The 14396-nt window shown below is 59.4% G+C and carries 15 protein-coding genes and 1 pseudogene; 12 read left to right on the top strand and 4 right to left on the bottom strand.

Annotation, left to right across the window (positions count from 1 at the left end; all coding sequences use genetic code 11):
- Positions 1-105: 105 nt before the first annotated feature.
- The gene (rnk, locus tag HGHM_RS19865; protein ID WP_026076229.1) at positions 106-519 is read right to left on the bottom strand and encodes a nucleoside diphosphate kinase regulator; all 414 of its coding nucleotides are present in this window, start codon (positions 517-519) and stop codon (positions 106-108) included.
- Between the two features lie 310 nt (positions 520-829).
- Here rnk and gdhA point away from each other — a divergent pair, with 310 nt between their 5' ends.
- The 6 genes and pseudogenes from gdhA to HGHM_RS19830 all read left to right on the top strand — a co-directional run.
- A complete protein-coding gene (gdhA, locus tag HGHM_RS19860; RefSeq protein ID WP_026076228.1) occupies positions 830-2182 on the top strand; it encodes an NADP-specific glutamate dehydrogenase in 1353 nt (450 codons plus the stop codon).
- Between the two features lie 2 nt (positions 2183-2184).
- Positions 2185-3204: a tryptophan--tRNA ligase gene (gene trpS, locus HGHM_RS19855; RefSeq protein WP_019143331.1), complete on the top strand. Its 1020-nt coding sequence runs from the start codon at positions 2185-2187 to the stop codon at positions 3202-3204.
- Positions 3205-3734: 530 nt separating this feature from the next.
- Positions 3735-4121, top strand: coding sequence for a hypothetical protein (locus tag HGHM_RS22065; RefSeq protein ID WP_019143329.1), 387 nt, complete (start codon positions 3735-3737; stop codon positions 4119-4121).
- Between the two features lie 531 nt (positions 4122-4652).
- Positions 4653-5237 carry a DMP19 family protein gene (locus HGHM_RS19840; RefSeq protein WP_019143328.1) on the top strand — a complete coding sequence of 195 codons (585 nt, stop codon included), beginning with the start codon at positions 4653-4655 and terminating at the stop codon, positions 5235-5237.
- A 123-nt stretch (positions 5238-5360) separates the two neighbouring features.
- The gene (locus tag HGHM_RS19835) at positions 5361-5768 is read left to right on the top strand and encodes an ester cyclase (protein WP_019143327.1); all 408 of its coding nucleotides are present in this window, start codon (positions 5361-5363) and stop codon (positions 5766-5768) included.
- A gap of 39 nt (positions 5769-5807) precedes the next feature.
- Positions 5808-6290, top strand: a pseudogene (locus tag HGHM_RS19830) (DUF2199 domain-containing protein); the annotation flags it as partial.
- 117 nt (positions 6291-6407) lie between these two features.
- Here HGHM_RS19830 and HGHM_RS23795 read toward each other — a convergent pair.
- Together HGHM_RS23795 and HGHM_RS19820 are read right to left on the bottom strand one after the other, a co-directional pair.
- On the bottom strand, positions 6408-7004 hold the full coding sequence (locus tag HGHM_RS23795) for a DVUA0089 family protein (protein WP_019143325.1): 597 nt from the start codon (positions 7002-7004) through the stop codon (positions 6408-6410).
- 350 nt (positions 7005-7354) lie between these two features.
- On the bottom strand, positions 7355-8359 hold the full coding sequence (locus tag HGHM_RS19820; protein WP_019143324.1) for a Bug family tripartite tricarboxylate transporter substrate binding protein: 1005 nt from the start codon (positions 8357-8359) through the stop codon (positions 7355-7357).
- 634 nt (positions 8360-8993) lie between these two features.
- On the opposite strand from HGHM_RS19820, the gene HGHM_RS19815 reads away from it, so the two are divergent.
- Positions 8994-9434 (top strand): GreA/GreB family elongation factor, encoded by a 441-nt coding sequence (locus tag HGHM_RS19815; RefSeq protein WP_019143323.1) that lies wholly within the window; start codon positions 8994-8996, stop codon positions 9432-9434.
- Positions 9435-9439: 5 nt separating this feature from the next.
- Here HGHM_RS19815 and HGHM_RS23565 read toward each other — a convergent pair whose 3' ends face one another.
- On the bottom strand, positions 9440-11020 hold the full coding sequence (locus HGHM_RS23565; protein WP_019143322.1) for a CHASE domain-containing protein: 1581 nt from the start codon (positions 11018-11020) through the stop codon (positions 9440-9442).
- Between the two features lie 242 nt (positions 11021-11262).
- Between HGHM_RS23565 and HGHM_RS19805 the strand changes: the two genes are divergently transcribed.
- The 5 genes from HGHM_RS19805 to HGHM_RS19785 all read left to right on the top strand — a co-directional run bounded on the left by HGHM_RS19805 (position 11263) and on the right by HGHM_RS19785 (position 14388).
- Positions 11263-11844 carry an SRPBCC family protein gene (locus HGHM_RS19805; RefSeq protein ID WP_019143321.1) on the top strand — a complete coding sequence of 194 codons (582 nt, stop codon included), beginning with the start codon at positions 11263-11265 and terminating at the stop codon, positions 11842-11844.
- A 192-nt stretch (positions 11845-12036) separates the two neighbouring features.
- The gene (locus tag HGHM_RS19800) at positions 12037-12561 is read left to right on the top strand and encodes a DUF4142 domain-containing protein (protein ID WP_026076226.1); all 525 of its coding nucleotides are present in this window, start codon (positions 12037-12039) and stop codon (positions 12559-12561) included.
- A 51-nt stretch (positions 12562-12612) separates the two neighbouring features.
- Positions 12613-12918 (top strand): cupredoxin domain-containing protein, encoded by a 306-nt coding sequence (locus HGHM_RS19795; RefSeq protein ID WP_034349460.1) that lies wholly within the window; start codon positions 12613-12615, stop codon positions 12916-12918.
- Between the two features lie 200 nt (positions 12919-13118).
- On the top strand, positions 13119-13628 hold the full coding sequence (locus HGHM_RS19790; RefSeq protein WP_019143318.1) for a MarR family winged helix-turn-helix transcriptional regulator: 510 nt from the start codon (positions 13119-13121) through the stop codon (positions 13626-13628).
- Between the two features lie 109 nt (positions 13629-13737).
- Positions 13738-14388: a cytochrome c3 family protein gene (locus HGHM_RS19785; RefSeq protein WP_019143317.1), complete on the top strand. Its 651-nt coding sequence runs from the start codon at positions 13738-13740 to the stop codon at positions 14386-14388.
- The last annotated feature ends 8 nt before the right edge of the window (positions 14389-14396 follow it).

Below are 14396 nucleotides of genomic sequence, written 5' to 3'. Positions count from 1 at the left end.
GGCGGGAACAGGCATTGCTGAATAATCTCGCTGGAAAAATGGTGCCGCCCAATGTGGCGGTGCCGCCTCGAAAGCCGTGCCGATCCACGGCCGCATGGTTACCGGCTAGCGGTGGAATTCACCGGCCCGCTCCGGCTGGTAGACGACCTCCATGATCTTCACCCTGATCAGGCCGCCGCCGGGGCGCGGCCATTCGATATGGTCGCCGGTGGAAAGCCCGAGCAGCGCACTGCCCACCGGCGCCAGCACCGAGATCCGGTCCGGGCTGCCATTCATGTCCTTCGGGTAGACCAGCGTCAGACAGAACTCTTCCTGCGAAGATTCCATCGCGAAGCGCACGGTCGAATTCATGGTGACCACCGTGGGCGGTACTTCGTTCGGTTCCACGACCTCGGCCCGCCCGAGTTCTTCCAGCAGCGCTTCCTTGTGCGGGGAGGCATTCGCGGGCAGGGAGTCGAGCAGCGCTTCGAGGCGTTCCATGTCCAGTGAGGACACGACTATATGCGGTTTCTGATTCACGGGATTCCTCACGGTATTTGAATTGTGCGGCCGGGCATGCTAGCGAGGCCGCCGTCACTATGATTATGGACGAGATGAGCGATCACGGCTAGCAAGGGGCTGCCGGCAGGGGCTCGGCGAGGAGCGATCGTCCGCTTGCTCGCGGGCGCTGGATGGACGATCAACGCGCTAGCGTGCCGGGCCCGGTTTGGATCTGCACCCGCATTGACGTAAAATCGGCCTGGAAACATTGCATCATCTTCAGGTCCAAGGACCTTTGCAGGATCTGCTTCCGGCCATCCGTCTTTCAATTCCCGTTTGGAGAACCATCTTGCCTTACGTTGCCGAAACCATTGCCAAGTTGAAACGCAGCAGCCCCGCCCAAGTCGAGTACTACCAAGCCGTCGAAGAAGTGTTGATGTCGCTGCGTCCGCTCCTCGACCAGCATACCAAATACCGCAAGCACAACATCATCGAACGCATAGTCGAACCCGAGCGCCAAATCTTTTTCCGGGTCGCATGGGTCGATGACAAGGGCGAGGTGCAGGTCAACAAGGGCTACCGCGTCGAATTCAACTCGGCCCTCGGCCCGTACAAGGGCGGCCTGCGCTTCCATCCCAGCGTCTACGCCGGCATCATCAAGTTCCTCGGCTTCGAGCAGATCTTCAAGAATGCCCTGACGGGCCTCGCGATCGGCGGCGGCAAGGGCGGCAGCGACTTCGACCCCAAGGGCAAGTCCGACAATGAAGTCATGCGCTTCTGCCAGTCCTTCATGAACGAACTCTACCGCCACATCGGACCGACCATCGACGTGCCGGCTGGCGACATCGGCGTGGGCGGGCGCGAGATCGGCTACATGTTCGGCCAGTACAAGCGCCTGACCGGCCGCTATGAAGGCGTGTTCACCGGGAAGAAGATTGCCTGGGGCGGTTCGCTGGTGCGCACGGAAGCCACCGGCTACGGCTCGGTCTATTTTGCGCAAAACATGCTGGCCGAGCGCGGCCAGTCGCTCGAAGGCAAGGTCTGCGCGGTCTCGGGTGCCGGCAATGTCGCCACCTACACCATCGAGAAGCTGTACCAGGTGGGCGCGAAGCCGGTCACCGTCAGCGATTCCGGCGGCATGATCTACCATGAGAAGGGCATCAGCCTCGAAACCCTGAAGCAGGTCAAGGAAGTCGAGAAGCGGCCGCTGTCGGCCTATGTCAAGCATCATCCGGACGCGCGCTACACCCCGGTATCCGAATATCCCGCCGGCCGCAACGCGGTGTGGTCGGTGCCGTGCGACGCCGCCTTCCCGAGCGCGACCCAGAATGAACTGAACGAAGAGGATGCGGCGACCCTGCTGAAGAACGGCTGCATTTGCGTCTCCGAAGGCGCGAACATGCCGTCCACCAAGGGCGCGGTCGAAAAGTTCCTGGCGGCCGGCATCTGCTACGGGCCTGGCAAGGCAGCCAATGCCGGCGGGGTGGCGACCAGCCAGCTGGAGATGGCGCAGAACGCCAGCATGCAGCAATGGACCTTCGAGGAAGTTGATACGCATCTGCGCCGGATCATGGACAACATCTTCCGGACCGCGAGCGAAACCGCGGCCGAGTTCGGACAGAAGGGCAACCTCGTCCTCGGCGCCAACATCGCCGGCTTCCGCAAGGTCGCCGACGCCATGATCGATCAGGGAGTCGTGTAAGCATGGATACGACCAGCCCCAGGAATGCCGAGGTGATCCTGACTGGCGACCGGCCCACCGGTCCGCTGCATCTCGGTCACTATGTCGGCAGCCTGCGCAGCCGCGTGGCTTACCAGCACGACTACCGGCAATTCATCATGCTGGCCGACGCGCAGGCGCTGACCGACAACATGGATGACACCGACAAGGTGCACCGCAACGTGGTCGAAGTCGCGCTCGACTACCTCGCAGTCGGCATCGATCCCCGGCAGTCCACCGTGTTCATCCAGTCGCAGATCCCGGAGCTGGCCGAGCTCACCTTCTATTACCTGAACCTCGTCACCGTCGCGCGCCTCGAGCGCAACCCGACGGTGAAGGAAGAAATCCGCCTGCGCGGCTTCGAGCGCGACATCCCGGCCGGCTTCCTCGCCTATCCCGCCAGCCAGGCCGCCGACATCACCGCCTTCAAGGCGGCGCTGGTGCCGGTCGGCGAAGACCAGATCCCGATGATCGAACAGACCAACGAGATCGTGCGCCGCTTCAACCGCATGGCCGGGCGCGACATCCTGGTCGAAGCCCAGGCCCTGGTGCCGCCGGTCGGGCGCCTGCCCGGCATCGACGGCAAGGCCAAGATGAGCAAGTCGCTCGGAAACACCATCAACCTCGGCGCCACCGCGGACGAGATCCGCGCCGCCGTCAAGAAAATCTATACCGACCCGCTGCACCTGCGGGTGGACGACCCCGGCCACCTCGAAGGCAACGTCGCCTTCATCTACCTCGACGCCTTCGATCCGGACAAGGAAGGCCTGGCCGCGCTGAAGGAACACTACGTGCGCGGCGGCCTCGCCGACAGCCTCGTCAAGAAACGCCTCGAAAACATCCTGCAGGAATTGCTGGAACCGATCCGCACCCGGCGCGAACAGTTCGCGCAGGACCGCGGCTATGTCATGCAATTGCTGAAGGAAGGCACGGCGAAGGCACGTGACGTGGCGGCGCAGACGATGGATGAAGTGAAGGCGGTGTTGGGGTTGCGGTATTTCTGATGGTGGGCTGGTGGCGGTTTGCGTGCACTGTCTTTGTGCAGAAGCGCCGATCTGACGTGCCCGGTATGCCTGTCGTATTTCACGATCTGTTATTGCCGTTATCTCGTCCCACCTGATTTTTAGCATCCTTGCAGATCAATGAGTTGCGTTGGTTTGGTAATGGTTTGGGGGGAGCCGCTTGCGCTTGTTATACGGCGAAATACCAGATTATGTTTAAATTTTTCTATCTAGTTAGAAGTTAAACGTCATAGACTCGAATGTCATATTCAGCGCATCGGCGCCAATCATTGGACCAGTCGAAACTCTTGGCACACCGAGTATCTCATGTGCGGTCCTGTGCGTTGCATATGGCTCAAAAGTACGGCGTCACACGTTCCGTTATTCTGGATATGATTGGAATAAGGGACGACTACGCAAACGAAGATTTGCCCACGACTTCTGCAATAGACACTGCTATTGGGAAGTTAGATGGAATTAAGAAAAATGGCCTTGGCAACGTTTAACTTAAGCGTTAAACGGCAGTGAAGCAGATGAGCGTACTCGCGGACAAAGTTGAAACTGGCATCCAATTTTCCGGAGCCCATGAGGTAACCGCCATCCAATATGCTGGCGGTCGTTTGACGATCAACGTAAATGCGCTAGACGGGACTGCCGCAGTTACGGTTACATTTTCCGAGATTGCTGGATTCCGTGTCCTAGACGAAGGGGATTTGCTTGAATTTTGGGAAGTCTGCGGTAAAAAAGATGATTGGATTTTCCACGTTAAGCAAGGCGGATGGTTTGATCTGGAAGCACAGCGAACTGGCTTCGTTCGTGGAGACATTAAAGCTATCAAGGAATATTTGATAACGGGGACAGATGATTGTGTAAGTGTGCTGGCATGGGGCGCACCGGAGGTCAGTGGCTATGCCGTTTAACATTCCATTGGACCAAGAAAGCTTTGCCGACGACCAATTAAAACGTTAGAAAGCTAACAGCAGGCATGCATAATGAGATTAAAAGTACGAACGAACCACGCATAAGGCTGTTACGTGCGCTTACCCCTTTTATTGGGCTCACGGCTCTCGTGTTTGGTCTTGGCACAATGGCCTTGGCTAGTATGATTATTTACAGACAGATCACTCATTACTCAGGGATAGAAGCTAAGCCATTGTTATTTGCATCGGGATTGCTAGGTCTAGCAATATATTTATTGATTTCCGCAGTTCGTATGATTTTTTACCGCAAAGATAAACGGCATTTACAGAACAATCCATTCGTGCTCTAGTGGATAGAAACTGAAATAGTTAGCACGCCAGTTTATCAATCGGAATAATCATCTCTTCAGACTTCATTCTGATCTAACGTGTCATATATGGACTCCCCCCGAAGTCCAAGGGACTAATCGGTAGGGATGGCAGGAAGGCCCGCCCCTTGTTAGCTCAGTATCAAGCATTGAAAACGCAGCCATGGAAACAAAGCTAAAGTGCAAAGATTGCGGCGCGATGATCCTGGTCAGCACCGTGGCACGAAATGGTGGTGTTTGCATGCCGTGCAAAAGCGGTAGGCGCAAAAGCATCGAGGCGGCGGAGGAGCATTATGCACAGGATCGTGAGCGGGATCGGACTTGCCCGTTCAGGGCGCTGTGGAAGGAGCTTGTGGACAGGGTCTACAACCAGCCCGGGGGATTCGAGGCGCTGTCCGCAGCCGAAAAACAATACTTTTCCGTTCGCGTCCTGGTCGGTGAGGTATACAACGGCGGGTTTGAGCAGTACTTTCATAATTCTTCGGCCGATTACTACGAGTACGCAGAGGCGGGACTGATGCGCATCGGCTCGAAAGAGTCTCTTGCCTTGCTGCGGGCATCAAGGGCGGTTGTCTTTGGTGACGACGACGTACCAGCGGAACGGTCGCAACGATGGTTGCGCCTCAGGAGGATGGGAAATCCCCAAGCGCTTGATCTCCTGGATTCGAGATTTTGTGCCGACCCGGATTCGCTGGATGCGAAGCTGGAGCGATTCGCACATGACGAGGGATTGGTGAAACATGGTTGACATTCGATTCGACACGAGTTACTGATTGCTTGCTGCAATTGGCCGGTTACCTTATCGATGAATCTGGCAGCTTCAGTGCCGGGTGTTCAACCCGTTAGGCTGCAGTCCAAATAGAGAGACAAAATGACCCTCGAAGAACAGAACAAAGCCGTTGTCATGCGCTATGTGGAGGCATTCAACCGTGGCGACCTGCAGGCTTTGCGCAGCCTCCTGCATGACGACGCCGAGATCCAGGGCGTCATGGGCAAGGGATTGTTCGAGCGGATCGAACCGGTATGGCGCCAGCTTATCGAGGGTTATGGCATGCAGCTGCGGGTCGAAGAGCTGGTCGCGGAAGAGAATATCGTCGCGGCGCGCTACACGGAAACCGGCACCTTCAAGGCTCCGGCCTTCGGGCATCAGCCTACCGGGAAATCGTATGAGCTCGTCGCGATGGAGTTCTTTGAAATCCGCGAAGGCCGGATCAAGCGCCGCTGGGGCGCGCGCGATTCCGCATCGCAGTTGCGCCAGCTCGGCGTCACGGGTGGCTGATCCCATGCTGCGGTCCGTTTTGAATTCAAATGCAGTTCATGCGGCGAGGTTCACTGCGGCATGCCCTCATTCGGCGCCGATGTGCCCTTGAGCTATTTCCGTGTGCCAGCCGAGGAGCGCAAGAAAAGGGTTCGCCTCGGAACGGATGAATGCGTCATCGATGGGGAAATGTTTTTCGTGCGCGGCTGCATCGAGATACCGGTTCACGGCGAAGACGAGCCTTTGTCGCGGGGTGTGTGGGTGTCATTGAGCGAGCAAAGCTTTGCGACCTGGAAGGCCTGCTACGAGCCCAGGCATCGTTCGCATATCGGCCCTTTCTCCGGCTGGCTCAACGCCTGGATCAAGCCATATCCGGATACGGTGAGCCTGAAGACGATGGTGCAACTGCGTGACGATGGCCTCCGGCCTTACATCGAACTGGAGCCAACCGACCATCCTCTCGCCATGGAGCAGAGGAACGGCATTTCCGTGGAAAGAGTGGCGGAAATCTATTCGATCATGATGCACGAGCGTCCTGCATAACGATCATCCTGCCAGGAATCCGGGCAGGAGAATGCGGCGCAACGCTGCCCATTTCCCCGCATGACAAGTCCCCGAAGACCGGGGACTTGTTTTTTGCCTGACGCGATCACACAAGCATCAGACAGCCTGCTTCTGCTTCCGGGACCGCACAAGTCCGGCCAGGCCCAGGCCGAGCAGCGCCAGGCTCGCCGGTTCCGGCACCTGTCCGGGATCGTCCGGATTGCTTGCGCTCGATACGCCATCGAGCCAGACGCTCCAGTAAGTCCCCATGTTGCAACCATTGGCTGGCTGGCACCAGTTGCTCAGTGCGATGGGGGCGTCGTTGTCATAGACAAAGCCGTCTGCAATATTGTCGCCACTGGCGAAATTGCGATACGTGGCCACGGTAAAGAAATAGGTGCCGGCAGCGAGTGACGCAATGTTGAAGCCGGAGTCATAGTAGGTCTGCGAGGGATCGATGCTGCCATCGTCATCATTTTCGTCGATCAGTTCGCCCGTGGTTGCGTTCCACAAGGCGGTGATCGGATCGAAGTTGGTGCCGGAAAGGAACGAATCGGTCCACACGCGGACGTTCGTGGCATCGGAGTCGAGCGTGAAGGTCGTCCTGATGACGTCGTTATGGTTGGCGATGTTGCCGGTGAAGTGGAAGGTGGCGGCGTTGGCTGCCCCTGACAATGCGACCAGCGCGATTGCCAGGACTTTCTTGCTTATCATGATGTTCTCCCTGTTGATTAAAAATATGCGGGAGCACGGATAAGCAATAAGCGATCCAGCCGCAGACCTTTGTTTGATATCAAGGACTTGGCTTTGCGCAGACTACGGGATCGGGACGAAGTGGCAAATTTTCCGACACGCGGGGCAGCCGGTTGCGCGGGCAGGGTGATGCCGTGCTCCTTCAGGCGGACCGGGTAACAGGCTTCGTGCAGCGCTTGTAGTTGAAGTGGCGTGTCGAGTATCGCCGCTGCAATGGAATTGGACGGCAGCTCCTGAAGGGAGGAAAGCGTTCGGGCCGGCACTGCAGGCAAGGCACCCGTGCACCACCGGGCGCCTCGCCACAAGGATTGTCAATCCACCTTCGCGCCCGAGGCCTTCACCACCGCTGCATATTTTTTCAGATCAGTCCGGATCAAGCTTGCAAACTGTTCAGGCGTCGTCGGGGAAGGCTCGGCGCCCAAGTGTGCCATCTTGTCCTTGATGTCAGGCATGCGCAAGGCCCGCACGACTTCGCCGTTGAGGCGCGCGACGATGGGCGCGGGCGTGCCCGCCGGGACCAGCACGCCGAACCAGGTGTTGATGTCGAAGCCGCTCAGGCCATACTTGGCGCCGGCTTCGGTCATCGTCGGCAGCTCGGGCAGGGCCGCTGCGCGCCTGGCGGTGGTGACTGCCAGCGGCTTGAGCTTGCCGGCCTGGATATTGGCCGACGCCGATGCCAGGTTGTCGAACATGAGATCCGTTTCGCCTGCCAGCAATCCAAGCTGCGCAGGTGCCGCGCCGTTATAGGGGATGTGGACGATGTTCACCTTGGCCATCATCTTGAACAGCTCGCCCGCGAGATGGCCGGCGCTGCCGTTGCCGCCGGAGGCGTAATTCAGCTTGCCCGGATTCTTTTTCGCATACTCGATCAGGTCGGGCAGCGTGGCGATATGCAGCTTCGAAGCGGCATTGGGATTGAGCACGAGTACATTCGGCACATTCGCGACCAGGGATACCGGGGCAAAGTCCTTGACCGGGTCATACTGCAGCTTCGGGAAGAGCGTGGGATTGATCGCATGGGTTGCGACTGCTCCCATGACCAGCGTGTAGCCATCGGGCGCGGACCGGGCTGCCGCGGCGACGCCGATGTTGCCGCCTGCGCCGGGCTTGTTTTCCACGATGACGGCCTGGCCCAGGCCATCCTTCATCTTGTCGGCCAGCATGCGCGCGACGGCATCGAGCGGACCGCCCGGTGGATAAGGAACGATGAAGCGGATGGGCTTCGTCGGCCAGGTATCGGCAGCCGCGGCCGAAGGAGAAAGCACAGCAAGGACAGGAGTGAAAGCGAGGAGCAACTTGGCGAGGAATGATTTCATGATGAAGGTGTGCAGATAGTGATTTGGGTGGATGCACGCGCCTGCCGCAAGACAGCGGAGCTTTCTTGCCTCTTGTCGGGGGGAGGAGATGGCGGACAAGCCGCAGGGGACTTTCGGTGATACACAGGCAGACGACGCAGACAATGACTTCCATCCGCAATTTTACGGCCTTTCGCCTCCGGTCACAGCGTGGCCGCCACCTTGCGGTCTCCAGGCTTGACCAGCCCGGTTGACGAAACCTGCTAAACCGCTATACTCGGTCCAGGTCATCCACCCCATCCCTTTCATCCGAGTGAACAAGACAATCTTCCTGTCGAATCGCTTGCATGCCGTTTCAGGCAGGGGATGCGTGCATCCGCTCGTTTCGCCCGATTCTTTCCGTCCTCAGTGTGCTTCTTCGCGCGCGTATCCGGCTTCCGGTACGCCTCGCATCCAGACGTCCACCCGAGACCTCGCCTGCCTCTCCTAGGCTCGGCGAGCGCCACGGGGAATCCAGGGGACCGGATTCCGACCAGCACTCTCCGAGCTTCCACTTTCCCAGCTTGATCGCGGTGCCGGCGCTACCCTGCGCCTGACACCTTGTTTCCATTTACAGGCTGCTTCCGGGAGGATGCGGCAGTGGAGTGCTTTTGCCATGAAAATCGAACGTTACCTCACCCAGAACGATGCTGCCACGCTGAGCAGGCTCGCGGAAGAGCTGTTGCGCCTCAGGGATGTCAAGGTCAATGCCGGGGAAAAGCTGATCGAATTGATTTCGGGTTCGATGCTGCTTCCGGAGAATGTGCGCAGAAAGGATTGCGTCTCGCTGTATTCGGAAGTCACGTATTGCAAGATCGGTCCGGACGACCAGCATACCGTCACGATCGTCTGTCCCCAGGATGCGAATCAGACGCTGGCCCATGTCTCGATACTCGCGCCGATCGCCATGGCATTGATCGGCAGGAAGCTGCGCAGCATCGTCGAAGTGGAACTGCCGTTCGGGAACGTGCAGTTCGTGAAGATCCTCGATATCCGGCCCTTGACGGGAGCTGGGATGCCGGAGCCCAGCGAAGGCGAGGATGCCGCCGTGGCGTGAGCATGTCACGCCTGGGCGAAGCGTATGGTGCAGCGGCCGGCATGCTTGGCAGCATACATCGCCTGGTCGGCGCTCTTGATCAGCGCCGCCTGGTCGGCGCCATGCTCGGGGTAGAGCGCAATGCCGATGCTGCCGGCGATGTCCAGAGTATGTCCCGCGATGTGGAAGGGCGTGGTCAGGGCGTGCAGGATTTTCTCTGCAGCGACCTCGGCGCCGTGCCGGCCTTCGATTTCCGGCAGCAGGGCGACGAATTCATCGCCGCCCAGCCGGGCTGCCGTGTCCGAGGCCCGCATGCATCGTTGCAGCCGGCTTCCCACTTCCTTGAGCAGCAGGTCGCCGATCGCGTGTCCGTATTCATCGTTGACCGGCTTGAACTTGTCGAGGTCGATGAACAGCAGCGCCGCCTGGGTCTGGTCGCGTCGGGCCAGGGCAAGCACCTGGGTCAGGCGTTCGCTGATCAGCTTGCGATTGGGCAGACCGGTCAGGGTGTCGTACAAGGCAAGCTGCATCGCCTGGTTGGCTGCCTCGATGGCGCGCGCCCGGTCGTCGAGGAAAACCCACACCAGCAGGGCCAGCAGCAGGCTGATGCTGATCCCGCCGCGCAGGATCAGCGCTGCCCGGTCGCCGCCGCCCCATTGCTGTTCGAAGGCGGGTTGGGCAGCCGTTACCACCAGCCAGCGATGACTGGCCACATCGATCAAATCCTGGCGCCTGAGTTTCGTTTTTGCGCGCGGCGCATCGACTTCGGTAATCGTGTCGTACATGCGCGCGGCATCCGTCAGATTGGCACGATCGTAGATCTCGATGTCGAGGTCGCGCCGGGGTTCGCCGTGCAGGGCGAGCATCAGGTCATTCATGCGGAAGGGGGCATATACCCAGCCGAGCAGATTGGCGCGACGCGCCTCGATCGTATCGTGCGGCAGGTCGTTGCGGTACACCGGCAGAAACATCAGGAAGCCGGGTTGCACATCGGCTCCATTCTCCTGCCGAAGCGTCAGCTTGTTGGTAATCGCGGCTTCGCCGGTGTCCCGCGCCAGGTCCATGGCTTCCCGCGACTCCGGGTCCGAATACATGTCATGGCCGATTGCCCGCTGATTGCGTGCGGAGAAAGGCTGGATGTAGCTGACCGGCGCGTAGACGGCGCGCTCTCCCGCCGGGGTGATGGTGTAATCGGGGAAGCCTTCGCGGCGCATGGCGAGAACAAGCTTTTCCTTTTGCGCGGATGTAATGAATTTGCCGAAGCCGATACCCTGGATGCCCGGATAGTATTCCCCAAGCTTCAACGCCCCGACATAGGCGCCGAATTCCCCGGCATCCACGGTCCTTGATCCTGAAAAGAAGCCGACGGCGCCGCGCAGCACCTGTTCGTAAGTCTGCATCCTTTCGTAAATCAGCCCGTTCAATTCGCGTACACGCGAATCGAACTCGGCCAGCAATGCCTGTTCCGCATTTTGCCGGGCGGCATCCCATAGGCGGTAGGTCACTACCAAAGAGAGGATCAGCAGGATGACCGGCACCAATTCCCGGGCATTGAATAGCCTGAATCTTGCCTGCGCGCTCTTCCCTTTGTTGTCCACGTCACTCATCCTTGCGTGTCGCATGTTCTGCCTGATTTCGGCAATGGCTTACCGTTCCCGTCCTTACGGATACTTTGACCATGCAGGACGACGTTAATTTCAGGAAAGGCGGTGCGCTGCGCGCTGATACCTTCTGCGCTTCTGTGAGGAACCGCTTCAATCGGCGCTGCGTCCTATTCCTGTTTCGGGGCGGTCGCGCCAGAGCTCGCTAGCTTAGAGCTGAACCGCTCCTGGCTGATGCCGGATATCCCATGCCCAGTTTTCACCATGCCTTGCTGTTCGCGGCAACCTTGCTGGCTGCCACACCCATTCTCCCCAAGCCAGTTGAGGATACGGAACGAAGTCTTGCCGTCCAGGTAAGGAAGTCGCGCGGCGAGGTGATCGTGGATGTCAGCATGCTGGTGGAGGCGAGCCAGCGCGACGCCTGGGACGTGCTTACCGATTACGACCACATGGCCGAGTTCTTCCCGCGGCTTACTTCCAGCAAGGTCACCCAAAGAAACGGCAATGTCCTGCGGCTCGAGCAGCATGGCAAGGTGTCCTATGGCCTGCTGTCGTTTCCTTTCGAGTCGGTGCGGGAAATCGAACTGAAGCCGTATGAGGAAATCCGTTCGCGCGCCGTAGGCGGAAGCCTGAGAAAAGGCGATGCAGACACCCGGCTGGTCGAGGAAGGCGGAGGCACGCGCATTTTCTATCACAGTGAATCGGTGCCGGCCGTTTGGGTGCCGCCGGGCATCGGCCCCGCCATCATTGAGAGCGGGACCCGCCAGCAGTTCGAAAGCTTGCGCGCCGAGATATTGAAAAGAAAGACGGCGGCGCAGCCTGCGCGCTGAAATGCAGGAACGGACGCCGCCGCATCTTCATCTAATTCACAAGGAAACCGGCTGTACCCGCCCGCACGCCTTGTGCGAAGCAATTTCTTTCATGAAGCTGCCTCCGGCGGCGGCAAGCCAGTCTGCCTCGGTACCGTGCCGCCTGCGGCGCGGCAATGTTTGTTGATCCTGCTTCAGAGAAGGAGCTTGGCCATGAAAAAGTTTTCCCTAGGATGGATCCCGGGCTTGTTTGCATTGCTTGCCGCGACGGCATTCGCCCAGTCCGGCACGCCGAATGATGCCCAGATCGCAGGCATCGTGGTCGCCGCCAACACGGTGGACATCGACGCCGGCAAGATGGCCGAATCGAAGGCGCAGAGCAAGGAAGTCAAGGATTTCGCCAAACGCATGGTGACCGACCATACCGGCTCCAACAAGCAGGCGAGTGCGCTCGCCAAGAAACTGGACCTGAAGCCGGAAGACAGCGACACCAGCAAGAGCCTGAAGAAGGCGGGAAAGGCCAACATCGACAAGCTGAAAGGCCTGAAGGGAAAAGACTTCGACAAGGCTTATGTCCAGAATGAAGTGACCTATCACCAGACGGTGCTGGATGCGATCGACCAGACCCTGCTGCCGAATGCGAAAAATGCCGAGCTGAAGGATCTGCTGACCAAGACCCGCCCTGTCATTGCTGATCATTTGCAGCATGCCAAGATGATCGAAAAATCGATGAAATAGGGTGAGACCATGCCTGCCTTGATTGCGTCGCGTGGAGGGAAGGCGGTCCGCATGACCTTGCCGGCAATGCTGCTTCTGCTCGGCATCGCCGCCAGCCCTGCGGTGGCGCAGCAACACACTGTCGTCATCGAAGCCATGCAGTTTTCGCCGCAGGTCATTGAAGTCAGGGCCGGCGACACCATCACCTGGAAAAACCGCGATCCGTTTCCGCACACGGTCACGGCACAAGACCGCAGCTTCGATTCCGGGGAGATCGCGCCGGACCAGGGATGGACATTCAAGGCTGCCAGGAAAGGCACGTTTCCCTATGTTTGCACCCTGCATCCGACGATGAAGGGGAGCGTGGTGGTCAAGTAAGGCCGGCGGCTTCGTCATACCAGTTAGCCGTGCGGCACTGTCCGCACGGTTCCGGCTGGTCTTGTTCCTGTTCAGAATGTTCCAACCTTGCCGGCCTTTGAGCCGGCTCAAGCTGTATTTGCTCCAAATATATTGAATCAATTATAAAGTGGAGAACAATGGGTAATGGAGCGTCCGCAGTGACAAGAAAATCCGCGGGTTTGAAAACGGGATCGAATCAAGGCGCCAAGGTCGTCGGTGCCGCAACACCGTCCCGTCTTGATGTGCTGAGGAATCTGCGCATCGTGATTCGTGCTGCGCAAAGGCATTCCTCATGGATTGAGAAGCAATGCGGCGTGAGCGGCGCCCAGCTTTGGATGATGCGTGAACTTGGGGACGCCCCGGGCCTGCGCGTGGGCGAACTGGCTGCGAAGCTCGCCATCCACCAGACCACTGCCAGCAACCTGCTCGATACCCTGGAGAAGGCCGGCCATATCGTCAAGGCACGCGATGCGGCGGATCAGCGGGTGGTGACAGTCACGCTCTCGGCCAGCGGGCAGGCCTTGCTCGCCCAGGCACCCATCCCGGCACGCGGCTTGCTGGTGGAAGCCTTGTCGAGGCTGGACGAGGATGCCTTGCAGCGCCTGGACCAGGGGCTGCAAGCGCTGCTGGAAGTGATCGACATGGTCGACGAGTCGCACGCCATGCAGCCGCTGCCCTTCATGATGTAGCTCGCAGCCTTGTGCTGCGGCAGATGGCCGGCGGCATGGCGGGAACTTCTCGTTCGATGCGCTCTCGATTCGAGGTGCAGCGGGACACGAACAGGATAGACCGACAGCTATGTCGCAACCATTCAGCCAGCCGACGGTGCTTGTCATCAAGCTGACGCTGATCGGCCTCGTCATCCTGCTGTTTGCCGCCATCATGATCGCGCGATGGCGCATGGCCCCGGAACATACGCCGCTGCAGGCGATCGAGCAGCCGATCCGCTTCAGCCACAAGCACCATGTGGGCGACGACGGCATCGACTGCCGCTACTGCCATGTCTCGGTGGAGAAATCTTCGTTTGCCGGGCTGCCCTCCAGCCAGATCTGCCTGACCTGCCATTCCCAGCTGTTTCGCGATTCGCCGGAACTCGCGCCCCTGCACGAAAGCGCCCGCACCGGCATGCCGATCCGCTGGAACCGTGTGCATGACTTGCCGGATTTCGTGTACTTCGACCACAGCATCCATGTCAACAAGGGCGTGGCCTGCATCGAATGCCATGGAAGGGTGGACCAGATGCCGCTGACCTGGCGCACCGCATCGCTCGAGATGCAGTGGTGCCTGCAATGCCATCGCAGCGCGCCCCAGCATGTGCGGCCCCTGAGCCAGGTCTATCTCATGACGAACCAGAAGCCCCTGTCCGACGAGGAAATCCGCCAGCTCGACCGCCTCTACCACTTGCAGGACACGCGGCGGCTGACCGATTGTTCCACCTGCCACCGCTGACCATGCGT

The sequence above is a fragment of the Noviherbaspirillum massiliense JC206 genome, assembly GCF_000312045.1.
Lineage (GTDB): Bacteria > Pseudomonadota > Gammaproteobacteria > Burkholderiales > Burkholderiaceae_D > Noviherbaspirillum > Noviherbaspirillum massiliense.
The sequence above is the reverse complement of the archived record's forward strand: the minus strand, read 5'-3'. Positions and strand labels throughout refer to the sequence as shown.